20 protein-coding genes and 1 pseudogene are annotated in these 26,446 nt (G+C 32.2%); 15 read left to right on the top strand and 6 right to left on the bottom strand.

The window, feature by feature from the left end; translation table 11 throughout:
* The first annotated feature begins 30 nt into the window (after nt 1-30).
* Entirely contained in the window at nt 31-624 is a 594-nt protein-coding gene (locus tag ML436_12805) for an alpha/beta hydrolase (protein UMT77988.1), read from the top strand.
* A gap of 197 nt (nt 625-821) precedes the next feature.
* Entirely contained in the window at nt 822-1,307 is a 486-nt protein-coding gene (gene tnpA / locus ML436_12800; protein UMT77987.1) for an IS200/IS605 family transposase, read from the top strand.
* 166 nt (nt 1,308-1,473) lie between these two features.
* On the opposite strand, the gene ML436_12795 is transcribed toward tnpA, so the two are convergent.
* The 5 genes from ML436_12795 to ML436_12775 all read right to left on the bottom strand — a co-directional run bounded on the left by ML436_12795 (nt 1,474) and on the right by ML436_12775 (nt 8,808).
* Nucleotides 1,474-2,553: a hypothetical protein gene (locus tag ML436_12795; GenBank protein ID UMT77986.1), complete on the bottom strand. Its 1,080-nt coding sequence runs from the start codon at nt 2,551-2,553 to the stop codon at nt 1,474-1,476.
* A 348-nt stretch (nt 2,554-2,901) separates the two neighbouring features.
* Complete coding sequence (locus ML436_12790; protein ID UMT77985.1) at nt 2,902-4,866, bottom strand: fructose-1,6-bisphosphatase; 1,965 nt, start codon at nt 4,864-4,866, stop codon at nt 2,902-2,904.
* Nucleotides 4,867-5,248: 382 nt separating this feature from the next.
* Entirely contained in the window at nt 5,249-6,013 is a 765-nt protein-coding gene (locus ML436_12785; GenBank protein ID UMT77984.1) for an ABC transporter permease, read from the bottom strand.
* A 1-nt stretch (nt 6,014) separates the two neighbouring features.
* Nucleotides 6,015-6,710 carry an ATP-binding cassette domain-containing protein gene (locus ML436_12780; protein ID UMT77983.1) on the bottom strand — a complete coding sequence of 232 codons (696 nt, stop codon included), beginning with the start codon at nt 6,708-6,710 and terminating at the stop codon, nt 6,015-6,017.
* Nucleotides 6,711-7,395: 685 nt separating this feature from the next.
* Entirely contained in the window at nt 7,396-8,808 is a 1,413-nt protein-coding gene (locus tag ML436_12775) for a PLP-dependent aminotransferase family protein (protein ID UMT77982.1), read from the bottom strand.
* Between the two features lie 98 nt (nt 8,809-8,906).
* Between ML436_12775 and ML436_12770 the strand changes: the two genes are divergently transcribed.
* On the top strand, nt 8,907-9,887 hold the full coding sequence (locus tag ML436_12770; GenBank protein UMT77981.1) for a fatty acid desaturase family protein: 981 nt from the start codon (nt 8,907-8,909) through the stop codon (nt 9,885-9,887).
* Nucleotides 9,884-10,501 (top strand): LysE family transporter, encoded by a 618-nt coding sequence (locus ML436_12765; protein ID UMT77980.1) that lies wholly within the window; start codon nt 9,884-9,886, stop codon nt 10,499-10,501. Before ML436_12770 ends, ML436_12765 begins: the two co-directional genes overlap by 4 nt.
* 229 nt (nt 10,502-10,730) lie before the next feature.
* Here the strand turns inward: ML436_12765 and ML436_12760 are convergent, their stop codons facing one another.
* Nucleotides 10,731-11,342, bottom strand: coding sequence for a DedA family protein (locus tag ML436_12760; GenBank protein ID UMT77979.1), 612 nt, complete (start codon nt 11,340-11,342; stop codon nt 10,731-10,733).
* Between the two features lie 544 nt (nt 11,343-11,886).
* On the opposite strand from ML436_12760, the gene ML436_12755 reads away from it, so the two are divergent.
* The 11 genes and pseudogenes from ML436_12755 to ML436_12705 all read left to right on the top strand — a co-directional run bounded on the left by ML436_12755 (nt 11,887) and on the right by ML436_12705 (nt 25,832).
* Nucleotides 11,887-13,164 carry an MFS transporter gene (locus ML436_12755; protein ID UMT77978.1) on the top strand — a complete coding sequence of 426 codons (1,278 nt, stop codon included), beginning with the start codon at nt 11,887-11,889 and terminating at the stop codon, nt 13,162-13,164.
* 219 nt (nt 13,165-13,383) lie between these two features.
* Nucleotides 13,384-13,587: a hypothetical protein gene (locus ML436_12750; GenBank protein ID UMT77977.1), complete on the top strand. Its 204-nt coding sequence runs from the start codon at nt 13,384-13,386 to the stop codon at nt 13,585-13,587.
* 385 nt (nt 13,588-13,972) lie between these two features.
* Nucleotides 13,973-15,790, top strand: a complete 1,818-nt coding sequence (locus tag ML436_12745) for an FUSC family protein (GenBank protein UMT79522.1) — start codon at nt 13,973-13,975, stop codon at nt 15,788-15,790.
* Between the two features lie 143 nt (nt 15,791-15,933).
* Nucleotides 15,934-16,350 carry a DUF2188 domain-containing protein gene (locus tag ML436_12740; protein UMT77976.1) on the top strand — a complete coding sequence of 139 codons (417 nt, stop codon included), beginning with the start codon at nt 15,934-15,936 and terminating at the stop codon, nt 16,348-16,350.
* Nucleotides 16,351-16,625: 275 nt separating this feature from the next.
* A complete protein-coding gene (locus tag ML436_12735) occupies nt 16,626-17,318 on the top strand; it encodes a GTP pyrophosphokinase family protein (GenBank protein UMT77975.1) in 693 nt (230 codons plus the stop codon).
* A gap of 180 nt (nt 17,319-17,498) precedes the next feature.
* Nucleotides 17,499-18,254: a MerR family transcriptional regulator gene (locus ML436_12730; protein UMT77974.1), complete on the top strand. Its 756-nt coding sequence runs from the start codon at nt 17,499-17,501 to the stop codon at nt 18,252-18,254.
* A 164-nt stretch (nt 18,255-18,418) separates the two neighbouring features.
* The gene (locus ML436_12725; GenBank protein UMT77973.1) at nt 18,419-19,099 is read left to right on the top strand and encodes a GntR family transcriptional regulator; all 681 of its coding nucleotides are present in this window, start codon (nt 18,419-18,421) and stop codon (nt 19,097-19,099) included.
* A 24-nt stretch (nt 19,100-19,123) separates the two neighbouring features.
* Nucleotides 19,124-20,677, top strand: coding sequence for a gluconokinase (gntK, locus tag ML436_12720; GenBank protein UMT77972.1), 1,554 nt, complete (start codon nt 19,124-19,126; stop codon nt 20,675-20,677).
* A 115-nt stretch (nt 20,678-20,792) separates the two neighbouring features.
* Entirely contained in the window at nt 20,793-22,151 is a 1,359-nt protein-coding gene (locus ML436_12715) for a gluconate:H+ symporter (GenBank protein UMT77971.1), read from the top strand.
* Nucleotides 22,152-22,533: 382 nt separating this feature from the next.
* Nucleotides 22,534-22,636, top strand: a pseudogene (locus tag ML436_12710) (hypothetical protein).
* The gene (locus ML436_12705; GenBank protein UMT77970.1) at nt 22,620-25,832 is read left to right on the top strand and encodes a fibrinogen-binding adhesin SdrG C-terminal domain-containing protein; all 3,213 of its coding nucleotides are present in this window, start codon (nt 22,620-22,622) and stop codon (nt 25,830-25,832) included. The pseudogene ML436_12710 and the gene ML436_12705 overlap by 17 nt, the downstream one beginning before the upstream one ends.
* Nucleotides 25,833-26,446: the final 614 nt, after the last annotated feature.

Genomic DNA, 26,446 nt, shown 5'->3' with positions numbered 1-26,446 from the left:
CATGATTAATTGGAATGAGGAGGATTTGTGATGGAACATATTTTTCGTGAAGGACAAAAAGGTGCGCCAACGCTAATATTGTTGCATGGTACAGGTGGCGATGAGTTCGATTTATTGCCATTAGGCGAAGCATTGAATGAAAATTATCACTTGTTAAGTATTAGAGGACAAGTTTCAGAAAATGGGATGAACCGGTATTTCAAACGTCTTGGTGAAGGTGTTTATGATGAAGAAGATTTGGAATTTCGTGGACAAGAATTGTTAGCGTTCATTAAAGAAGCTGCTGAACGTTATGATTTTGATATTGAAAAAGCTGTGCTTGTTGGATTTTCAAATGGATCAAATATAGCGATTAACTTAATGTTGCGTTCGGAAGCACCATTTAAAAAAGCATTGTTATATGCACCATTATACCCAGTTGAAGTAATGTCAACAAAGGATTTATCAGATGTAAGTGTGTTGCTTTCTATGGGGAAACATGATCCAATTGTGCCATTAGCTGCAAGTGAACAAGTCATTAACTTGTTTAAGACACGTGGGGCAGTAGTCGAAGAAGTTTGGGTGAATGGTCATGAAATTACAGAAACTGGATTAATGGCTGGTCAACAAATACTAGAGAAATAACGATACTATAATAAAGCGGACAGATGGAAAAGATTTTTTACTTTTCATCTGTCCGTATTTTTTTGTGAAAAGAAAACCATACGCTATGCGTATGGTTCAGAAAAGGTTCTACCATTGTCACAAAAAATGCATCTCTACGTGCTAGAATAAATATTGGTCAGCCAACCAAAATAATCAACACGAGGAGATGCTATTTAATGTCATCTGACACAAACAGTTTAGCACATACAAAATGGAATTGTAAGTATCATATTGTCTTTGCACCTAAATACAGAAGACAAGTGATATATGGAAAAATAAAAAAAGATATAGGGATTATATTGCGTCAATTATGTGAAAGAAAAGGTGTAGAGATAATTGAAGCAGAGGCATGTAAAGATCATATCCATATGTTAGTTAGTATACCACCCAAACTTGGAGTATCATCATTTGTTGGCTATTTAAAAGGAAAAAGTAGTTTAATGATATTTGATAGACATGCTAACTTAAAGTATAGATATGGAAATAGAAAATTTTGGTGTAAAGGATTTTATGTGGATACAGTAGGTAGAAATAAAAAAGGAATTGAAAATTATATTCGTAATCAATTACAAGAGGATATCGTTGCAGACCAAATCTCAATGGAAGAATATTTAGATCCTTTCACTGGAGAGAAAAATAGAAAAAGAAAGAAAAAAGAGTAACCCTTTAGGGTTGCTGGAATAGTAGTGCAGTTGGCTGACTTTTCAGTGCCCTTTTAGGGCTGGCCAGTAAGGAAGGCTTATAGCCGTAGAACAAACCACCCGTTCACACGGGTGGTTTTGATTGATTTTGATGGGCTGTACTGAATTTTACAATGGTATAGATATTTTAATCGATATGAGATTTGCTGGTAATACGCTTAATTAACCCTTTATAGATTACAGGTATGAGTAAGATGAAACCGAATAATCCCATGATAGGGAATACTTTTCCAATTAATGAAATGAAACCGATAAATGTACTAATATAAGTGATAACAGCCATTGTAATAATAATGATGAAGTAACGTCTGCTAAATGGAACGCTGAAACGTGACGCAAATGCATACATTAATCCAACAACAGTATTGTAGATAACAAGTATCATAATGACAGACATAATAATACCAATTGACGGAGACATTTGTGTCGCTAATTTTAATGTAGGTAAATCGACGTGTTTAATTTTATCGAATTGAGAAATTAAACCTAGGTTAATCATCATGAGTAAAAATGTAATGATTAAACCACCAATCAAGCCCCCGTATAAGGTTGAGTCACGATATTTAACTTTGCTACCCATGACTGATAAGAAGCTGAAGGCAGCAGCAATTTGCAAGCTTGCATAGTTAATTGCATCAAACCACCATCCAGGTGATAATGATTTCTGCTTATGAATCTGAGCATCATTATTAGTGGCAGTAAAATCAAGATGACTCGTTGTGAAATAGTACACTGCAATCATAATGACAATCGCAATTAAAAATGGGGTAACTCCACCAAGCACAGCAATTAAACGATCGAATTTTAGAAACAGTGTTGCTAAAATAAAGGCGACTAAGATGAGTGCGCTCAGCCAATACGGTAAGTTGAAACTTTGATGAATGGTTGACGCGCCACCTGCAGTCATAATAATAGCTAGAGATAACATAAACATTGTCAAAATAATATCAAAACCTCTTGCAATAGAGGGGTATAAGAAATAGTTAATTGAATCAGAATGATTTCTAGACTTTAGATGATGACCTGTATGCATGACAATCATTCCACCTAAAGTAATCAATAGTCCTGTCACAATAATGCCTGAAATGCTATACGCGCCATGACTTGTGAAAAACTGGAAAATTTCTTGACCAGTAGCAAAGCCGGCACCAACGACAACACCGACAAAGGCAAATGCCACAATAATGGACTCTTTTAAGATACGCATGATTTAAAAATGTCCCTTCGTAATTTTAAGTAATATAGAAAATGTAACATACATGTTAATGAAAAATATAGTACTAATATAGTATTTTGTTAAATTGGAGTAGAAGCGAGGGCGTCGGTTATTTTATTAGTTTATTAGTTGATTTTGCATTTTTTTGCTGTAAAGATATTATAATACAGTTAACAAGGTACTAGCATAGATACACCAATCCCCTCACTATTGCGAGCAGTGAGGGGGTTTTTTTCGGTGTAGCTAGGTCACCTATTTATTATCATCGCGTTTGCATAGCCAATGCGTAAACACTGCAACAATACAACAGTGCACTATACATGCAATAAATTATCGTCTTTAGTCTAAGTAACGATCATGCATTAACATTTTCAAAATATCTATTTGAGCTTGAAGATCTTTACCAATATTGGTATCACGAATCTTCTTACGTTGTAATTCTTTATCTACGACGCGCTTTATAGAAAGTTCATCGATACCTTCGGAAAGTATTTTTTCTTTAGCGTTAAATTGTTGGTGAGCAACGAGTTGCATACCGAATGAATTATACAATAGTGTATATCCTGCAATGCCAGTTGTTGACTGATAAGCTTTTGAAAAGCCACCATCAATGACAAGCATCTTTCCATCAGCTTTGATAGGATCTTCGCCATTGATTTCTTTCACTGGTGTGTGACCATTAATAATACGACCTTCATCTGCATTTAATCCAAAATCACTGAGCATTTTACGTACCATATTCACATCTTCACGTAGATGATAGTATGGATTTTTTTCTTCTTTATGAGAAGCTTTATCTGCAATGAAGTATCGCTCAAACGTTGTCATGGCACGTTTACCAAATAATGACGAATATTTCCCAGTCCATAAATACCAAACTAAATCCGTCGATAAGTCATCAGTATTTTCTTTTTCATCAAATGATTTACGGACATGACACTCAAACACATCTAATAATTCTTGGCCGCTGTAAGTATGACCATCAATTTCAAATGATTCCATCTCACCATTTTCATCAACTGGAATACAACCATGAATGAGTAAATTGCCATTATATGGTAAGTAAAGAGAACCTTTACGCATCAAGAAAGACATATGACGACGTAATTTTTCAGATTGTTGGAATGACAATAATAGTTTATTCATGACTTCTTCTTCTTCAGGTAGTAATTCTGCTGGATTATCACGATTGATAGTTTGGAAACATGTGTCTTTCAACGGGTATGTATTACCATAAACTGTAATTTCATTTGTATCATAATTAACCTTTTCAAGCACAAGACGTTCTTCCATTTCGAAATTTGGACGACGTTTAATAATTGGTATTTCTAATTTGAATTGAATCATCGCAATAGCTTGATGAATTTTAGTAATTTGACTTTCTTCACGTTGAGTTAAACGTTCATGTTTGTCAGGTCTTTTTTTAGGTTTAAAAGCAGGATTATCTGCGTCATAGTATTTTTCAGCTAAAGTAAGCAGTGGTCTTAAATTAATGCCATAAGCGTCTTCGATAATATCTAAATTATCATAACGTGCACAAATTCGAAGTAAGTTTGCTAAGCATACTTTTGACCCAGCATAGGCTCCAACCCAAAGCACATCATGATTACCCCATTGAATATCTAGGGAATGATAATTAATCAGTGTATCCATAATTTTATCTGGTTGTGGTCCACGATCATAAATATCACCGACAACGTGTAAATGATCGACGACTAAGCGTTGTACAGAATAAGCAAGCCCTATAATTAAATCATCTGCCTGTTTAAGTTCAATTACTTGATTAACAAGTGTTTCGTAATATGATTTTTTATTTTGATATTCATTACTTTTATACAGTAGTTCCTCAATAATATAAACGTATTGCTTTGGCAATGCTTTACGCAGTTTTGAACGCGTATATTTTGAAGAACAATATTTAATCAACTCAATTAAATGTTCTATTGTTGTGATATACCAGACATTAAGTTGACCGCAACTTTGGAAATCACTTTTAATCAATTTTAATTTGTCTTCTGGATAGTAGACAAGAGCAGTTAAGTCATTAAGCTCCTTAGTTGAAAGTCTCTCTTTGAAAATATCATTGATTTTCGCTCGCACGTTCCCAGAACCATTACGTAATACGTGTTGGAAAGCTTCATATTCACCATGTAAATCGCTGACGAAATGTTCCGTACCTTTAGGTAATTCTAAAATTGATTCTAAATTGATAATTTCAGTTGCAAGTTTTTCTGGAGTATCAAAATTTTGAGATAGTAAATCTAAATACTTCTTTTTTAATTCTTTTTCAGTAATTTGAGTCATTACGTGTCACTCCTGTAGTATATTTCAAACGATAGTTTATAAAATAAATGCGCTTACAATGATTATCAAGAAAACGTTAACATTTTTCAATAAGTATGCTTAAATTGATAAAAATAGAGGGCAGGATTTTGAGAATTTTAGTATTAGGAGCCGTTGCAGTTTAGTTAAGTAAAAGTGGGGAAGTGATATATTTATTTTAAAAATGAGAGGAGGGATTTGTTATAATCACAAGTTTCCTAAAAAATTACGATATGTAAAATGTGAAATTGCCAAAATTTGGATGAAAAAAATCCCCGCACCATTATTTTGGTGAAGGGATTTGAAAATGATTTTGGAATACGCTGGAATATGTGTCTGTTTAGACATCTAATACTTTAAGTTACTATACATTTTTCTTCTTGAAAATAAATACTACAAGGATTAAGAAAATAGAAATATAAGCAATATTACCAATAAACAATTCATGAAGTTCTAATTTCGTCGACTTACTAAAACCTTTTTCAACTGTTTGAATCATAATATTCATCATATTAATAGGGTTCCACTTTAGCCATTCAATTTTTTCTAAAAGTGTCGTTTGAACTACTGCTAATATAGTACTTGCAAAATAAAAAACAATACCTACTGCAATGGCTACGCCCGTTGAATTTGTTGCGCATGATAATAGTAACGTTAAGCTTAAAACTAACCAAACGCCAACAAATGTGCCTAAACTAACTAATAATAATTGATTAAATAAAGATAATTGATTCCCGCTACTTTCAAATATATTTAAATCATTAAAGAATAAAGGCCCAATACCAATTGAAGCGATAATTGTAATAGCAAAATAAATTAAAGAAATAATAAATAATGTGATGATTTTGCTAATAATCATAGTTGTTCTTGAATATTCACGATAAAGTAAATTTTTAATCGTTCCGTAATGAAATTCCATTGAAATAATTGTACTTGCTTGAATAATTAATAAAAATGAAAACCATGCAAGTCCATTAAAACCAGATGTGAAATTTTCCTTTGGCGTGATATTGTATTTCGTAGCAATATAACCTTGAGCAACCATTAGTAGAATAAAGACAATAGGTGCGATAAAAGTTGATTTCTTCTTATATAATTTGAAACATTCTTGTTTAATTAAAGTTCCCATTTTATGCTTGGTCCTCCCTTTCTATGATGTCTAGTAATACATTTTCTAAATCATTATCTTTAAATTGTTTAAGTTCTTCTTCCGATGTTTCTGTTACAATTTTACCTTTGTTGATAATAAGGATAGAGTTTGTAATTTTAACCAATTCACTTAAAATATGACTCGAAATTAAGAAAGTAACACCTTCTTGCGCTTTTTGGACAATCAATTCACGTACATCTCGCACAGCTTTTGGATCTAAGCCGTTCATTGGTTCATCTAAGATAACAAATTGAGGATCATTTAAAAATGCTATAGCAATTCCTAATTTTTGTTTCATACCAAGAGAATACGTTTTAGCTTTTTTATGAATGTATTCATCCATATTAAGTTGTGAGACAATTTTATCGATATCTTGAGTGTTTTTTGATTCGTTAAATAACTTCAAGTTTTCATATCCAGACATAAAAGGATATATTCCTGGATTTTCAATCAATGCACCGATATTGCTTTTGCTGTCCTGGTTTTTAATAACATTGAAATTCCCGCTTTGGAAACTAGAGTAACCTAATATAACTTTCATTAAAGTTGTTTTTCCTGCACCATTCGCTCCAACAAGACCTACAATGTGTCCACGTTTTAACGTTAAGGATATATCTTCAAGAATCGTTTTATTTCCTATCTTCTTTGTTAAATGTTCGACTGTTACAACATCCATATCACTATCTCCTTTACAATTAAATAATCTGAATCTTCTAATTTTGTATATAAAATTAATTTTATCACAAGGCAAGAGTTATTAAAATATAGATTTAAAAAACTTTAATAATATAAAAAGTTAATACAAATATGAGCATTTTTAAAGTATGCAAATGGCATTGCTAAATTTAATAAAATGCGCAATTTGTTATGAGTGACTTTTTTGGATAGTAGGCATATTAAAGTGATGAAAACAATTTGTGTGGAAGACAGGATATATTCTGCTTATTTAAAATGATAGTTTGTATGATAGGTGGGGATTTGTGAAATGGGTTTGCGGAATTAAATAAGTAATAAGTAAGATAGGTTGTGTGACTGAATATTTTCTTGAGTTTTAGATTGCCAAATTAAGTGCAACAATTCGTCACATAAAAATTTAAAAAGGGAATTTCCAAGCAAAACATTTTTTGGAAATTCCTTTTTAATAGTACTCATTATTATCTTTTAATAAAACTTCTATATTCATACAATGAAATAATATTTGATGATATAGACCATATTGTCAATATTTGTAAATGTGTATAATATCCCAATATCTTATAACAAAATGCATTTTAGGTTTTTAATGAAATGTAATGCGTATTGTGCTTAATATTATAACACGCAAGTATAAAATGAATTAAATAACGAATTATAAATGTTAACTAAGTTCGTATTCTATTTATAATTTCACTTAATTTTTTTAAGCTTTGGTCAATTTCTTCCTTGTTGATATATGAGTATGAAAAGCGAATATAGCTTTTAGAGTTAATGTCATATATTTCTCCTGGGTGTATTAGTATATTTTCTTTTATTGCTTCGTTAAATAAGAGCTTTATATTTACTGGAACAGATAGCTTAAACCAGATATAAAATGAGCCTTGGGGTTCATTCCAATATCCAAACTTAGATAGATGTTTCTTTAATGACTTTATAAAAATAGATTTTCGTAATTTTAGTTCGATCTTTAATTTATATAAATGATCTTCATGATAATTACTTAACCACGTTGTGGCAATATGCTGTGATATAGAACTTGCACCGTAATCATTTTGCATTTTTAAATCGGCTAAATGATGAATTACTTTTTCGTCTGCTATAATCCAACCAATACGTAGACCGGGACTTACAGTTTTAGATAAACTACCTAAATATAAAACATTATCACTATTTTTTAAAGCTTTCATAGAAATTTGTTGGTTAGGACTGAACCATAAATCAGAGTATATACTATCTTCCACAATCGGAATACCTTCTTTATGACATTGATCTATAATTTTTTGTTTCTCTTCTTTACTATAAGTATTTTGAGTAGGGTTATGCAGTGTTGGTATACAGTAAAAAATACTGTGCCTATAATCACTATTTAATTTAAAGATATTGTTAATATTATGTTTGATGTAATTGATGGACAAAGGAATAATTTTTGCTCTGATATTATGCCAAGTACGTATGGAATTAATGTATGAAGGTGTTTCAATTATAATTTTAGATTGTGGAATTAACAGTCCGTCTGCAATTAATTTTAAACCTTGCACAGCACCGGATGTAATACATATATTATTGATATTACAATCAACTCCTCTTCGCTTCATATATTTTACTATTTCTATCCTTAACTTTAGATTTCCTTTTGGTTCTTCATAGTTAGTTTGTAAAGCTTCTTCAATATCATTAGTTAATATTTTTTTAAATATATGGTTTGGAATTAGTTTTGGAGATAGTTCTCCAGTACCTAATCGGATGATATCAGGATTAAATTCTATTTCATTAATTTTTTGAATATAATATTGGTTATTTTTAGAAAAGCTATTGCCTATATAATCTTGCCAATGAATATTATTGGTAATATAAGAATTCCATTTATACTGGGATACATAAACACCTTTTTTTTCAATTGTATCTAAGATGCCATAGCTTTTTAGAATATCTAAAGCTTGTATAACTGTTGATTTATTTACATTATAGTACTTAGCTAATTTTCTTTGCGAGTATAATTTATCCCCCGGAGATAAACTACCGTTGTTAATTTTACTAATAATATCATCAATTATTTTTTTATATTGAAATTTAGTCATAAATGTCATCCTCAATCTGGTTGGAATTTTTATTAGAATCTGGTAGGTTTTTTAATTTTCAGATTATTATAACATATTAAATAAGGGAGGCGGTTAAATTGACACTAAAATTAGAAAAAGCTGTATTTTCAATGGAGATAAAAAAAGATTTGAAGGTATTAATGAAAAAGGATAATTACCACAATATTTTCGCTTTGATTTTTGACTGGTTGGTAATTCTAGGGAGTGCATGTATAAGTATCTATATGAACAATCTCATTATTTATATTCTAAGTATTATTTTAATTGGAAGCCGAATGAGGGCGTTTGATAACTTAATGCACGAAGCATGTCATCGTTCATTATTTACAAATAAGTTTTATAATAAATGGATTGCTTGTCTTTTAATAGCGTTCCCTATATTTACAAGCTTTACTACATATTGTAATTCTCATTTTAAACATCATAGAAATTTATGGGATGAGGAAAAAGACCCAGATACTAAACGATATCGCATTGTAGGTTTAGACAAGCCGCAAAAAGATGTGAAAAAATTTATAATTAATCACATTGTAAAGGTACTATTTTTATTCCATGTGCCTAAATATGTTTTAGGTACAGTTTCAGCTAATTTATACAGTAGGGATACTCCTAAATCAGAAATATGGACTAGAAATATTTTCTGGGGAACAATTATAACGTTATCAATTATGTTTAATTTTTGGTTATATGTTATTCTTTATTGGTTTATACCACTTTTAACAACTTTTCAGATTATTCGTTATTGGGCAGAAATGGCTGAACACTCTGGATTGAATAATGATAATGAGTTAACAGCAAGTCGGAATACTTTTGGTATGCCTTGGACAATATTTTTATTTCATCCTCACCATGATAATTTTCACTTAGTCCACCATTTATTCCCAGCAATACCACATTATAATTTGAAAAAAGCACATATTATATTAATGAGAGATCAAAAATATAGAGAAGCACATCATTGTACTGGATTCTTCAAGACGACACTACCGGGTTTTTATAGTGTAGTAAAAGATATTTGTACACCGAACATTGTTGGAAAGGGGGAGGATGCGAATTGATACAACCAGTTTTACACGGTATTTTATTAGCATTGGGACTTATTTTGCCCCTAGGAGCGCAAAACGTGTTTGTATTTAATCAAGGTGCTAATCAAAAAAAATTGATAAACGCATTGCCGGTTGTTATAACGGCTGGACTATGTGACACTTTTTTAATAATAATTGCTGTCCTGGGTGTTTCACTAATATTAATGTCATTACCAGTTCTACAATTATTTATTTATATAGTTGGTTTGTTTTTTCTATTGTACATGGCTTGGTCTTTATGGAAAGAAAAGCCTAACACTCTAGACAACTATGATCCGATGAGTACAAAAAAGCAAATAGGTTTTGCTATATCTGTTTCGTTGTTAAATCCACATGCAATTATGGATACAGTTGGTGTAATTGGATCAAGCGCATCTGTCTATTCTGGTTTAGAAAAAGTACTTTTTTGTATTGCCACTATTATGGTTTCTTGGCTATGGTTTTTTCTGTTAGCGATATTAGGTAAGGTTTTAGGTTCTATAGATAGAACAGGTAAATATATATTATTTTTAAATAAAATCTCTAGTATAATAATAGTTGCTGTCAGTATAGTCATTATAAAAAATATATTAAAGTTAATTTTGTAATAAAAAAATTCATATTAGTTGTAATTGGAAAATCAGTGAGTGATATTAAAAAATGAAAATATTTTAATATTATAATTAATCTTGAGGTGTTGAGTTCCTTAGAATTAGTTGACAAAAAAGATTGGAAATCTTAATTTAAAAATATAACACTATTATAAAATTATATAAAGACATAATGAAGAACCTCGAAGAAATAAAATCGAGGTTCTTCATTATGCTAACAACAATATTATTTTACTCTCTTACGTTTGCCAATGTAACGTATAGCAAAGTAAATGACTGCGATAATGATGACAACATACATAATACGTGAATATGTATGAAGACCAGTCATCAACATACCGAAGCTATCGCTCAACGTGCGTCCTAGTAAAATTAAACCGAAATTCCAAATTGTTGTACCTATTAATGAAATAACGGTAAATGTCACAACATTCATGCGGTTCACACCGGCTGGAATGGTAATCAATACACGTAATACAGGTATGAAACGACAGATAAATACAGCCCATACGCCATACTTTTTAAACCAATCATTTGCTCGCTTTAAATCTTTACTTTTCAATTTAATCCACTTACCATGTCGATCAATAAAACGATATAGACGTTCTTCTGAAATCAAACGGCAGATATAATATAAAATTAACAGCCCTATAAACGATGCGATAGTTGCAATAATAAATAAAGTTAAAATTGATAAATGTGATTTAACAGACATTAGACCAGCAAATGTCAAAATAATTTCCGATGGTACGATAGGTAGTACATTTTCTAATAAGATTAATATAAAAATCGCTGCATACCCAAAACGGCTAATAAATTCAGTGATAATTTGTTCCATTATTAAAAATAAGCTCCTTTAATTTTCAGCAATTGCAGACAAATAGAAACTGGATAAATTCAAATGAATAATTAATGATGTCGCATGCGATGTTGAAACAAACATTTGTCTTAAAATGTATTATAAGCAATAAATCAAAAAATTGCTTGCTATAAGAGCAAAAAGTCAATAAATGATCATCTAAATAACGGCGCTGCACAATGAATGGTTAATGTATTTATATGCAATATATAATGAATCTCTAAAATGTAAGAAAGCTTACAATATACGTTTTAAAACACTATGGTTGCAGTATTTTTAATTAACAAATGATAGGCTACTATGTAACTAAAAGTTTCTTTATATAGTTTTAATAGCAAAAGTTAAGCGGAATTTAATAAAATTTTTATAGATTCTATTGTAAACGCTTTCCATGTCTGATAATATTATAAAAAATAACTTTGGTACAATTTTGTGACAAAGTAGGGGTGGACATGCCAGATGTCCGAAAATTTTAACGTTTCAGGGTAAGTTTTTAAAATTAATTAGGGAAGTAGGAATAGTTATGAAGGAAAAACGAACTAACGTAAGGTGGATGTTCGCGCTTGCGTTCTTCTTTATTGGGGTTATTGCGTATATGGATAGAGCAAACATTTCATATATCGCTAAACAAATGATGGATGATTTAGGGATGACCAAACCACAATTTGGTTTATTGGCATCATTCTTCTCTCTAGGTTATGCATTAATGCAAGTACCATCGGGGATGTTGGCTGAAAAATTCGGTCCACGTAAGATGATTACAATTGCATTAGTTTGGTGGAGTGCATTTACAATCTTAACGGGTATGATTAAGAACCACGGTTTAATTTATTTAGTGAGATTCTTATTTGGTGTGGGTGAGGCGCCAATGTACCCTTCTAATGCTGTGTTTAACTCATTTTGGTTCTCTAAAAATGAAAAAGGTAGAGCATCAAGTGCATTATTAGCAGGGTCATATTTCGGACCGGTATTAGCACCAATAGTTACAATTGCTATTGTTAACGCATTTAACTGGCAAGCAGTATTCTACATTTTTGGTGCAATAGGGATTTTAATGGCTGTATTATGGGCGATTATTGCTAAAGACTTACCTGAGCAACATAGAATGGTTAACGAAGCGGAGAAATGTTTCATTATGGAAAATCGTGATATCGTAGCTACTGAAAAGTCATCACCACCATGGAATGATTTCTTTAAACGTTTTAGCTTCTATGCAATTGCAATTCAATACTTTGTTGTACAATTTATCATTACATTATTCTTAATTTGGTTACCGACGTATTTAACAGAAGTATTCCACGTTAACTTTAAAGAAATGAGTATTAGTTCATTACCTTGGTTATTAATGTTCTTCTTAATCTTATCAGCAGGTGCAATTTCTGACCGTGTATTAGGATTAGGACGTTCAAAATTCGTAGCTAGAGGTGTAATTGCTATCGCAGGATTTATTGTATTTGCAGTTTCAATTATCTTTGCTGTACGTACAGGAAATTTATATGTAAGTATTTTCTGGTTATCACTAGGTCTTGGTGGTATCGGTATTTCAATGGGTATGAGTTGGGCTGCAGCAACTGACTTAGGACGTAACTTCTCTGGTACAGTATCAGGATGGATGAACTTATGGGGTAATATAGGTGCATTAATCAGTCCGTTATTAGCAGGTTTATTCGTAGAACATTTAGGTTGGACAATGACATTCCAATTGTTAATCATTCCAGCAGTAATCGCTGTGATTATGTGGTTCTATGTGAAACCAGATCAACCTTTAATTGTTAGTGATGATAAAGCAATAGAAAAATAATTTAAACAAGCAATAAGTCTTCATTTAATGGGGATTTATTGCTTTTTTAATACGTAAAAAGTGAAGTTACGCTATTTTGCATAGATATATGAATCCATTACAAATTGTATGGGCCATTGTTACAGTGATAATGATATATTGAACTAGAGTAAATTCCAAAGTGTAAGTATATAATTCGACATCTAAATTTAAATATATAAACATTTGGAGGACACATGAATGAACAAAAATTTAGAGAAATATATTAAAAGTTTACCTATTTTAGGAATAATTATAAGTGTATTTTTAATTATCCTATACTTTTTCATATGGCATGCGGATGGTAATTTTTATGTGATTATTTTATATTGCTTAATACCAGTTTTTGTTAATACATCTTTGTATCTACTTTACACGTTCATGAACCATTTTTTTAAGAAATAAAGTACTGTAATTCTAAGTAATTAATGTGAAAATTAACGTTAACAGCGACCTCAAGCATTCTCTATTTAATGTTCTAGACCAATATGATAGCCGCAACACGCATCAAATTATGAATGAAATGCACCTTTTCAAAATTTTTAGAATTTAATTTAAAATGCGTTAAAAAGATTTTTAAAGTTATATAATTACGTATAAGGTGTTATAATAGCAAATGTTGCTTAATTATAATTTATAGTAGCGAATTAAATTTATGTATACTAATAAAAAATTATGGAAATATTTTCGCAATGGAAGGAGACGTCGTAATGACATCTTTTTGACATCACTTATTAAAATCAATCGACAAAACTTAGACTTTTATAAAGGGATAAGACAAGGTTTATTAATGATAATCCCTGCTTTAATTGGATACTTATGTGGTAATTTTCAATTTGGATTACTTGTTGCAACAGGAACATTGGCGCATATTTATGTGTTTAATGGGTCTGCTAAATCAAAGATTAGAACTGTAATTATATGTAATTTAGCCTTCGCCATTTGTATGATTTTAGGTACACTAACGGCTACAACGCCATTAGTTTTTGGTTTGACCTTGCTCATTGTCACGGTTATTCCCTTTTACATTTTTACAGCTTTGAAAATTGCAGGACCATCATCTACTTTTTTCATCGTAACATTTAGTCTTCCTATTAATTTGCCGATAGCACCAGAAGATGCATTGTATAGAGGCTTTGCCATTATTTTAGGTGGAATCTTAGCCACTTTGATGGTGTTACTAACAATCTTCCTATCTAAAACGAAAGCAGAAGAACAAGCGATTCGAAATGATTTCACGCTAATCTCGAAGTTATTACATCATTATAATGATAAAGATAAATTTTTAAAAGTTGCTACTTCAGCGGTAAATGTATTTAAAGCATCAGATAAATTATTGATTACTTCAAATTCAAGTAGTGGAAAATTGAGCTCACGCTTTCAAAAGTTACTATTGTTGCATACATCTGCACAAGGTATTTACTCTGAATTGTTGGAATTAAATGCTAAAAATATAAGACCATTACCGGTTGAATTGATAGAAATGACTGATTACATTACTCAACAACTAAATAATCCTAACCAACAAATGGATTATTGGCGTAAAGAAGTTACCGTAACGAATGATTTTGAAAATTTATTTAATCACATTTTGAAAATTGACGAAATAACACATGCAAATTCTGAACGTATTGAATATGAAGCAGATATTCATAAGCCGCTTTATAGTAAACGAATTTATCAAAATTTAACATTAGACTCTATTGTCTTTCGTAATACATTGCGATATGCCGTCATTATGATGGTGGCAATATTTATTGCACTGATGTTCGATTTCGACAAGGCGTATTGGATACCGTTATCTACACATACGGTATTGTTAGGTACTTCGACAGTTCATGCGATTGAAAGAGGTATGGCACGAGGTCTAGGAACAATGTTTGGTGTATTAGTGCTTTCAATCATATTATTCATTTCAATACCAACACCAGTTGCAGTTGTACTTATGGGTGTTGCCGCTTTATTTACTGAAGCATTAGTTGCTGCGAACTACGCAATAGCTGTAGTCTTTATTACTATCCAAGTTATATTAATGAATGGTTTGGCATCGAGAAATTTATCTATTGATATAGCCTTTCCGCGAATGACGGATGTAACGATAGGAATCATCATAGCTATTATAGGCTTATTTGTTCTTGGTCAACGTACTGCATCAGTATTGCTTCCAAATGTAATGGCTGAAGTAATCCGTAAAGAAGCAACAATTTTTCATTATTTGTTCTCTGAAAATAAATATAAAGATGAGGCTTATTTGAAAAATGAGGCAATAAACTTATCGGTGAAATTAAATAATATGACGCAAGTTTATCATGCTGCATGTGGTGAATTATTCAGTAATAAAACTATAGTTCGAAATTATTATCCGAGTATATTCGCAATTGAAGAAATAAGTTTTATGTTAAATAGAGCAATGACAAACGAGTCGCGTTATACGATAGATGAACAATTAATGGGTACGTATTTAGTTGTGTTCGAAAATATTGCGAAGCATTTTGAATTACAAGAGAACTTATCGATTAAAACTTTATCAGATTTACCACAATACAATTATATTCAAACAGCATTAATGCATATTCAAGAAAGTAGTATAGAAGTGAATGAAAAGTAGTTTGTACTGTGAATTTAGTATGTCAGTCTTACGTTTGTCTGAGGTTATTGTGAAGGAAGTCTAAAAAAATTGTGTTTAATATGTTTCATTTTATAATTATGGTGGTATATAACATGAATTGTAACATATTGGAGGTTTAAGAAATGCCCTGTACATTGAAAGGTTACCCCGAAAAATGGAAGGAATTTGAAACGTTAAAACGACAAAAAGCGATAGAAATTGCGAATGCAATGTTAAGAGAAGGATATCTTGAAAAAGATGTTATTCCTATCGCAACGAAAAAAGCAAAAGATTGGTATCGAACATTATCGAAAGAAGAAATTAAAGCATTAGAAGAAGAAAACATCGTACAATTCCATACAGCAACAATGGAAAAAACAGAGGTGGATAGTGAAGATGCAACAACTGATAATGAAAAACATATTCAAGAAGTATCAAATCAAAATAAGTCAAAATTTGATAGTGGATCAAATGAAAGCGAAAGTGGTGGCGTTCGCCAAAGAGAGTCAATTATTGATGGTCCACATGCAAAAGCTGTGGGATCATTTAAAGACTTATAATATTTCAATCAATTAAACACTTGTGCCTATATGAAGGTAACAGGTGTTTTTTATTTTGTTCCAAAGTGTTAGAGGGCAAACAATCAATGGTTATTTTCTAAATTGATTGCTTCAAAGTTTTAACAATTTGAGTTATACATAAATCGTAGGTGTATTTTTTACAAAGAAATATTAAAGGATTTTTTGAGTCGGCTAAAAGTACGATAGGGTATTAGTATTATCTTAATAAAATGTCAGGTACAATAAAGATGATTAAATTTCGGAGGTAAATATAAATGTATGTAGATCGAAAACCATCATTATATTTAGAAGATTTGCGACATGATTTTAAAAATAGTTTAAGTAAATTTGAAAATGGTGATGAAGCGTTTGATACATTATTAGGTTTTGTAGAATTAGATCATATTTATTCATCAGCCCTAAAAGAAATTAGTACAAAGTTAAGTATTTTAGATGATAATTTTAACCATATTTATAAACATAATCCTATCCATCATATGGAACGACGTGTTAAAGAAATGCGTAGTTTAATTGAAAAGCTAAATCGGAAAGGATTACAGATAAGTGCGCATGCGGCTAAAGAACATATTATGGATATCGCAGGTATTCGTGTTGTCTGTAACTACTTAGAAGATGTGTATTTGATTGAAGAAATGCTTTTGAAACAAGAAGATGTTCAATTAATAAAACGTAAAGATTATATTGAGCATCCTAAAGAAAATGGCTATCGCAGTTTACACATTGTTGTGTCGATTCCAGTATTTTTAGCAGAACGTGTTGAAATATTGCCAGTAGAAATACAAATTAGAACGATTGGAATGGATATGTGGGCTAGCTTAGAACACAAGATGCGTTATAAAAATAATGCTGAAACTGAAAAATATAGAGATTTATTAAAAGAATGTGCTACTGAAATTACTGACGTTGAAAACAAGTTACAACAAATTCATTCTGAAATCACGGATTAAAGTAAGTGCGCGCTGTTTAAATAATAGTCACAACGTTGCTAAATTTAAAGTTACTAAGTCAAAATGACAATAAATGAAATGCTTTGAATAATAAAATTCTAAAAAATAATAAAATATAGAAAAAGTACTTGCTTGTGACGTAAGGTCATCACATATGTTGAGGTTAGGAGGTGGAAATCTATGTCTAACTATTCAACTGGAGAACTCGCAAAGTTATGTAATGTAACAATACTAACAGTTCAATATTATGATCGTAAAGGTATTTTGAAACCAGCAAGATTTACAGAAGGAAATCGTCGTCTTTATACAGAAGAGCAACGACAAACATTAGAGTTAATCTTATTACTTAAAGAGTTAGGTTGTGCATTAAGTGATATAGATATGTTGTTAAAAGGTGAAAAAAGTACACTGAAGACACTTAATGCTTTGCTCGTACTTAAACAACAAGAAATTGAACGACAAATTAGGCAACAACAAACGGTGTTAAACAAAATAAGTAATATTCAACATTACGTAAGTGATGAGTCGAAAGCTCCAATATCACATCTTAAAGACATAGAAAATGTCATGAGTAAATCTGTTGAAATGAAAAGTATTCGTCGTAACATTTGGATTAGTGCTGGTATTATGGGAGTTATTCAATATTCAAGCATTATTAGTGCGCTCTTAATGAAAAATAAATGGCCGTTTCTAATTGCGTTGCCGTTTATGATTGGATACGGCATTGGCATTACTTTATACTACCAGCGTAAGGTCGCCTATTTATGTCCTAACTGCCAACATGTATTCTCACCATCTTTATGGCAAGTTATCAAAGCTAAGCATACAGCGACAACACGTCGATTCGAATGTCCTAACTGTCATGAAACACACTATTGTATTGAAGTGCCAAAAACACATTCGAACAAAGAAACTTGCCACACATCACAAGTATAAACCACAATTAAATCATTTATGTAACAGTGATCATCACCTTTGAGACGCTAATAATAAAGGGATGGTCACTTTTTATGCATTTTTAAGAAAGCGCTTGCAAACTCATAATAACTATATTAACATACTTGTATACAAGTATGGAGCGTTGTAAAGGAGGGAACTTGATGACGTATGGATATCCGCAGAAATGGTTGGAAGGGATGACAACTGGAGAAGGTGTCGCGGCAGAATTACGCCTAGGTATTGTGAACGGTCAAATTGCTGAAGGTACGTTACTCACTGAAAATCAAATGGCAAAGCAATTTAATGTGAGCCGTTCACCAATTCGAGATGCATTTAAATTATTGCAACAAAATCAACTTATCCAATTAGAAAGAATGGGTGCACACGTGTTGCCCTTTGGAGAGCAAGAAAAGAAAGAAATGTATGATTTGCGACTGATGCTAGAGTCATTTGCATTTTCACGAATTAAAAATAAAGACCAACAACCTATCGTCAAAGAAATGAAGAAACAACTTGAAATGATGAAAGTGGCAGTAAAGTTTGAAGATGCAGAATCGTTTACTAAACATGACTTTGAATTTCATGAAACATTAATTAAAGCAGCGAATCATCAATATTTAAATTCATTTTGGAATCATCTAAAGCCTGTGATGATGTCACTTGTTTTAACATCAATGCGTCAACGAATGCAACAGAATCCACAAGATTTCGAACGTATTCACCATAATCATCAAGTTTTTATTGATGCGGTAGAACAATACGACAGTCAAATTTTGAAAGAAGCATTTCATTTTAATTTTGATGATGTTGGTAAAGATGTAGAAGGATTTTGGTTGAATTAAAATGAAAAGAAAGAAGGATTTGCAATGAAATACATGATTGGAGTCGATATAGGAACGACGAGTACCAAATCGGTCTTATACGATGAAAATGGAACATTTATCATGAAACATCAAATCGGGTATGATTTGTACACCCCGAATGTTGATATCTCTGAAGAAAATCCAGATGAATTATTTGATGCAGTACTAATGACTATTAAATATGTCATGAGAGAATCCAAAGTTAATAAAGATGATATTAAGTTTGTGTCATTTAGTGCTCAAATGCATAGTTTAATTGCAATGGATGAACAACATCAAAGGTTAACAAATAATATAACTTGGGCAGATAATCGAGCTGCAAAATATGCGACACTAATTAATGATGTACATGATGGCAATGCGATTTATCAACGAACAGGCACACCGATTCATCCAATGTCGCCTTTAGCGAAAATTTTTTGGATGAAACATGAATGGCAAGATGTGTTTCAACGTACAGCAATGTTTGCAGATATTAAAACATACATTTTCTATCATTTGTTTGATACATATATTATAGATTATTCAATGGCATCTGCCACAGGGATGTTTAATTTAGAAACATTAGATTGGGATGTTGAGGCATTAGAACTGCTGGGTATTTCCAAGGAAATGTTACCAGAAATAGTACCAACAACTTATGTGATGAAAGGCATGAAAAAACGTTATGCAACATTAATGGGGCTTAATGAAGATACGCCTTTTGTCATTGGTGCTAGCGATGGTGTGCTTTCTAATTTGGGTGTCAATAGTGTTGGCAAAGGAGAAGTCGCTGTCACTATCGGTACATCTGGTGCGATTCGAACTGTGATAGATAAACCACGTACAGATTATAAAGGAAGAATATTTTGTTATGTCTTAACAGAAGACCACTATGTCATTGGTGGGCCAGTAAATAATGGTGGTGTTGTATTGAGATGGTTGCGCGATGAGTTGCTAGCGAGTGAAGTTGAAACTGCGAAACGCTTAGGAGTAGATCCATATGACGTTTTAACTCAAATTGCTAAACGCGTCAAACCAGGTGCTGATGGTTTAATTTTCCATCCATATTTAGCTGGTGAACGTGCACCACTCTGGAATGCAGATGCGAGAGGCTCGTTTTTCGGTTTAACTTTATCGCATAAAAAAGAGCATATGATTCGCGCGGCATTAGAAGGTGTACTCTACAATTTATATACTGTTTACCTTGCGCTAGTTGAAGTGATGAATGAAACGCCTAAGATGATTAAAGCAACAGGTGGTTTTGCGAAAAGCGGAGTATGGCGCCAAATGATGGCAGATATCTTTGATACACAATTAGTAGTCCCAGAAAGTTATGAAAGTTCATGTTTAGGAGCGTGCGTACTCGGACTTAAAGCTATAGGTGAAATTGAAGATTTTTCAATAGTTTCATCTATGGTTGGTGCTACACACAATCATACGCCGATTGAAGAAAATGCAGCAATTTACCAAGAACTCGTAGCTATTTTCATCAATTTAAGTCGTTCTTTAACAGAGAACTATGAACAAATTGCAGATTTTCAACGTCAACATATAGCTGAAAATAAAACGCAATAACTATGTAACTCGAGCATCTTAGATTCGTTGTTGTGCCATGACTACTACATATTATGTAGAATACGTGCGCGACGACGGTATTACATTCTATTGAAAAGAGAAAGAGGGGAATGTCATGTATAACGAAATATGGCCTTTGATCAGTGTTGTATTAGGAATCATCATTTTATTAGTATTAATTATCGGATTTAAACTAAACACATTTATATCATTAATCATTACATCAATGATTACAGCGTTAATGCTTGGGATACCTTTAACTAAAATTATGGAAACAATTGAGAAAGGGATGGGCAGTACGCTTGGTCATATCGCACTGATATTCGGGTTAGGTGCTATACTTGGGAAATTACTTGCTGACGGTGGCGGTGCAACACGAATTGCAGACACTTTGATTCAAAAATTTGGTCAAAAACATGTGCAATGGGCGATGCTGGTCGCAGCGTTTGTCGTTGGTATTGCTTTGTTCTTCGAAGTCGGTTTAGTTTTACTAATACCATTAGTATTTACAGTAGCGAAACGTGCAAATGTTTCAGTATTAAAGCTTGGACTACCTATGGTAACAGCTTTGTCAGTAACACATGGCTTTTTACCACCGCATCCAGGTCCAGTTGTTATCGCTAAAGAATTAAAGGCAAATGTTGGTGAAGTATTATTATATGGTATGATTATTGCCATTCCAGTTACACTCATTGCAGGTCCGATTTTCAATAAAGTCGCACAAAAAATGATTCCATCTGCATATACAAGAGAAGGAGATATTTCAGCGTTAGGTGCACAAAAAGAATTTACAGACCAAGAGATGCCAGGATTTGGCATGAGCTTATTAACGGCAACACTACCAGTAATATTGATGTTGATATCTACAATTACGCAACTTTTGACAGGAAACGCCAAACCTACTAATCTATTTGAATCTATTATTTATATGGTAGGGACAGCAGGAACAGCTATGCTTATTGCAGTATTGTTTGCAATCGTAACTATGGGCTTGATGAGAAAACGTAAGATGAATCATATTATGGAATCAGTGACGAATGCGATTTATCCAATCGGAATGATGTTATTGATTATTGGCGGTGGCGGTACTTTTAAACAAGTATTAATCGACGGTGGTGTCGGTAATACCATTGCTAAAATGTTTGAAGGCACAGAAATGTCGCCGATTTTGCTAGCGTGGATTGTTGCAGCCGTACTACGTATTGCGTTAGGTTCAGCCACAGTAGCTGCGATTTCGACGACAGGTATTGTCCTACCATTATTACAATCTTCAGATGTAAATGTAGCATTAGTCGTACTTGCAATTGGTGCAGGTAGTGTGATTTTGTCTCATGTGAACGATGCAGGATTTTGGATGTTTAAAGAATATTTCGGTTTAACTGTAAAAGAAACATTCCTGACATGGTCATTATTAGAAACGATTATTTCCGTTTCAGGTATCATCTTCATTTTATTCATTAGCTTATTTGTTTAACTAAATATTAAGTAGACGTGTTTTTAGACAATTATAGTAGATTGTCTTAAAACACGTTTATTTTTATGGAGAGAATCAGCTAAAATAGTTAAAAACCGAACGATATAAAAAGTATATTGGCTATTTTGGTGAAATGAAAGGCGTTTCATTATGTGGTTTATCGAGCATCGTACAGACGATACTTGAGAAGTGTTTAGTATATTGTTTTAAATTAGATAATAATGAATTTAATTTAAAAAGTTAGTATAAAAAATAAAAGCCTTGTATATCAAGGGTTTAATATGATTTGCGTGCAATTTATAGTAGTTTTTCAAATGATAAAATTCCTAATTAACATAAAATTAATGACAATCTTAACTTTTTATTAACTTGAGTTTTTGCATTGCTTTTAAAAACCGAACAATATAGAATTGCATTTATTGAATTGAAAAAATTAATGAATTTTACATTTAAAGGGAGATTATTATAGTGAAAAACAGTCTTAGGTACGGCATTAGGAAACATAAATTGGGCGCAGCATCAGTATTTTTAGGAACAATGATCGTTGTTGGAATGGGGCAAGATAAAGAAGCAGCGGCATCAGAACAAAATACAACAGTAGAAGAAAATGGGAATTCAGCTACTGAAAATAAATCAAAACAAACAACTACAAACAATGTTAATAATATAGATGAAACACAAACGTATAGTGCGACATCAACAGAACAACCATCAAATGCAACACAAGTAACAGCAGAAGCAGCACCACAAGCGGTAGAGGCACCACAAACATCACAAGCACCACAAAATGTACAATCAACAAATGTGGAAACAGTTAAGGAAGAGGTAGTTAAGGAAGAAGCAAAACCTCAAGTTAAGGAAACAGCACAATCTCAAGAAAATAGCGGAGATCAAAGACAAGTAGATTTAACACCTAAAAAGGTTACACAAAATCAAGGGACAGAAACACAAGTTGAAGTGGCACAGCAAAGAACGGTATCAGAAAGCAAACCACGTGTGACAAGATCAACAGATGTTGTGGATGCTAAAGTGGAAACGGGTACAGATGTGACGAGTAAAGTTACAGTAGAAGATGAAAGTAAAATTGAAGCGCCAAAAGGAAATAATGTTCAGCCTCATGAAGGGCAACGTGTAGTATTGAAGTATACACTGAAATTTCAAGATGGGTTGAAAACAGGAGATTATTTTGATTTTACATTATCAAATAATGTAAACACGCATGGTGTATCAACTACAAGAAAAGTTCCAGATATAAAAAATGGTTCATTAGTAATGGCTAAAGGACAGGTATTAGATAACGGCCGAATTAGATATACGTTTATTGATTACATCAAAGATAAAGTGAATGTTACGGCTAATTTAGAAATAAACTTATTCATAGATCCTAAAACAGTTCAAAGCAATGGACAACAAACAATTACTTCAAAATTAAATGGCAAAGAAACATCAGGAACTATGCAAATAACATATAAAGATGGTGTTAAAAATCAATATACAAATGTAAATGGTTCGATTGAAACGTTTGACAAAGAAAAAAATAAATTTACACACGTAGCATATATTAAGCCTATAAATGGAAACAGTTCAGACAGTGTTACTGTAACGGGTATGTTGACACAAGGAAGTAATGAGAATGGAACACAACCAAATGTTAAAATATATGAGTATGTTGGAACTGAAAATGGGCTATCACAAAGTGTTTATGCAAATACAGCGGACAGCACACAATTAAAAGATGTAACGAATCAAATGAGTGATAAATTAAAAGTACAAAACAATGGTAGCTACTCATTAAATTTTGACAAATTAGATAAAACATATGTAATTCATTACACAGGAGATTACTTAAATGGTACGAGTGAAGTGAACTTTAGAACTCAATTAACGGGATACCCTGAAAATCACTATAAAACATACTATTATTATAATCACGGCTATACATTAACATGGGATAATGGATTAGTTTTATATAGTAATAAAGCTAATGGTGATGGAAAATATGGTCCAATCATAGACTCTAATAACTTCGAATTCTCTGAAGATAGTGGTAATGGTTCTATCAGTGGACAATACGATGCGAAGCAAATTATTGAAACAGAAGAAAATCAAGACAATACACCACTTGACATTGATTACCATACTGCTATAGATGGTGAAGGTGGATATGTTGATGGATACATTGAAACAATAGAAGAAACTGATTCATCAGCTATTGATATCGATTACCATACTGCTGTGGATACTGAAGCGGGTCATGTTGGAGGATACACTGAATCATCTGAAGAATCCAATCCGATTGATTTTGAAGAATCTACTCATGAAAATTCTAAACATCATGCTGATGTTGTTGAATATGAAGAGGATACAAATCCAGGTGGAGGTCAAGTAACAACTGAATCTAACTTAGTAGAATTTGATGAAGAGTCTACAAAAGGTATTGTAACTGGAGCTATTAGCGATCATACAACAGTTGAAGATACGAAAGAATATACAACTGAAAGTAATCTTATCGAATTAGTGGATGAATTACCTGAAGAACATGGTCAAGCTCAAGGTCCAATCGAAGAGATTATTGAAAATAATCATCATATATCTCATTCTGGATTAGGTACTGAAAACGGTCATGGTAACTATGGCATCGTTGAAGAAATTGAAGAAAACAGTCATGTAGATATTAAGAGTGAATTAGGTTACGAAGGTGGCCAAAATATTGGCAATCAATCATTCGAGGAAGATACAGAAGAAGATAAACCTAAGTATGAACAAGGTGGCAATATCGTAGATATCGATTTCGATAGTGTACCTCAAATTCAAGGTCAAAATAAAGGTGATCAGTCATTCGAGGAAGATACAGAAGAGGACAAGCCTAAGTATGAACAAGGTGGCAATATCGTAGATATCGACTTCGATAGCGTACCTCAAATTCAAGGTCAAAATAAAGGTGATCAGTCATTTGAGGAAGATACAGAAAAAGACAAACCTAAGTATGAACATGGCGGTAACATTATTGATATCGACTTCGACAGTGTGCCACATATACACGGATTCAATAAGCACACTGAAATTATTGAAGAAGATACAAATAAAGATAAACCAAGTTATCAATTTGGTGGACACAATAGCATTGACTTTGTAGAGGATACACTTCCACAAGTGAGTGGTCATAATGAAGGTCAACAAACGATTGAAGAAGATACAACACCTCCAATCGTACCACCAACACCGCCAACACCAGAGGTACCAAGCGAGCCAGAAACACCAACGCCACCAGCACCTGAAGTGCCAAGCGAGCCGGAAACACCAACACCACCAACTCCGGAAGTACCGAGTGAGCCAGAAACACCAACACCGCCGACACCAGAAGTACCAAGTGAGCCGGAAACACCAACACCACCAATGCCAGAAATACCAGCTGAACCTGGTAAACCAGTACCACCTGCAAATGAAGAACCTAAAAAGCCTTCTAAACCAGTGGAACAAGGTAAGGTAGTAACACCTGTCATTGAAATCAATGAAAAGGTTAAAGCAGTGAAGCCAGCTAAAACGTCACAATCTAAGAAAACGGAATTACCTGAAACAGGTGGAGAAGAATCAACAAACAAAGGTATATTGTTCGGCGGACTATTAAGCATTATAGGATTAGTATTATTACGCAGAAATAAAAAGAATCACAAAGCATAATCAATCAAAAATTGACGGGTTTATTTCATAAGTTTTATGAAGTAAGCCTATTTTTATTTATATTTAGTTTTCTAATAAAAATCAAAGAGTAAATCATTCTTATTAATTACTTTATGCTTTGTGGCTATAATTTTAAAAAAACAAATTTAAAAGCGAAATGAGTGCTTACAAGTATACTTTATGATGAAAAAACGAGATAAATGAGTTAGATCTAATTATTAACTGAATGCAATTTTCGGCAATTACAAAACATTGTCTCGAAATACGGCTGTTATTAATAAGAAATTCCATAAAAGTACCTAAAAAACGAACGATATAAAAAGTATATTGGTTATTTTTATGTAATGAAAGGCATTTCATTAATACCTAAACGTTAGAATGTACAGGCGACTATTATGTGGGTTTTAGTATATTGTTTTAAATTAGATGAAATTGAATTTAATTTAAAAAGTAAGTATAAAAAATACAAGGCAATAATATCAAGGGCTTTAAGCTGTTTGTATACAATTTAATTGCTTGTTCTAAATAATAAAAATACCATTTTTGATAAAGTTAATGATAATCTTAACTTTTTATTAACTCGCATTTTTGCATTGCTTTTAAAAACCGAACAA

It is taken from the genome of Staphylococcus roterodami, from assembly GCA_022493055.1.
GTDB classification, from domain to species: domain Bacteria; phylum Bacillota; class Bacilli; order Staphylococcales; family Staphylococcaceae; genus Staphylococcus; species Staphylococcus singaporensis.
Note: the sequence above shows the minus strand (reverse complement) of the source record. Positions and strands in the feature narration are given on the sequence as shown.